Source organism: Aliivibrio kagoshimensis (genome assembly GCF_050337105.1).
GTDB classification, from domain to species: Bacteria; Pseudomonadota; Gammaproteobacteria; order Enterobacterales; family Vibrionaceae; genus Aliivibrio_A; species Aliivibrio_A kagoshimensis.
The window spans coordinates 1-714 of the sequence record NZ_JAKJSQ010000166.1 but is presented as its reverse complement, the minus strand read 5'-3'; the positions used below and the strand labels follow the sequence as shown (position 1 = coordinate 714).

At 32.4% G+C, this 714-nt stretch carries 1 pseudogene; it reads left to right on the top strand.

Annotated elements, in window-relative coordinates:
- Positions 1-13 precede the first annotated feature (13 nt).
- Positions 14-714 (top strand): annotated as a pseudogene (locus tag L4C32_RS20750) (hypothetical protein); the annotation flags it as partial.

Here is a 714-nt window from a genome sequence, read left to right as displayed (position 1 = left end):
AAAGAAATATATTATGGGTGATGAGCAAAACCCAGACAAAGCTTCCTTTGAATATAATAGTAGAAAACAAGCTCTGATTATTAATGATTTAAAGCGGTATGGGATTAATTCTTTATTGGTTGATGATTATAGCGAAATAACATCTGTTCTTGCAGAAATAGAAAATCGATTTAAAAAGAAAACAATTTTTATTTCTGGCAGTGCTGAGACGTATCTTCCGTACAATAAACTCGATTCAGTTAATTTTATACATACTCTTTCAAGAAAAATCATCGAAAATAATTTTCGTATAGTTAATGGATTTGGATGGGGTGTGGGAAGCTCTGTAATCAACGGAGCACTTGAACCAATTTATCAAAAGCCCCTAAAATATTCAGAGTCTCAACTAGTATTAAGACCTTTCCCACAATTTGAATCAGGAAGTAAAAAACTTCCTGAACTTTGGGAAGAATATAGAAATAAGATGATTTCATTGAGTGGAATTTCACTATTTCTTTTTGGAAACAAGGAGGAGGATGGTGGTATTGTTGATGCAAATGGTGTTATCCGTGAGTTTGAAATATCGAAAAACCTAGGGAATTTCTGTATCCCTATTGGATGCACTGGATACGCTGCTAGAATAATATCAGAAATGATTATTGAGTCACCTAGTGATTTTTACGAAAACCATGAAGAGATCTTACCATTTATAAGATTACTTAATAATAATGAAAC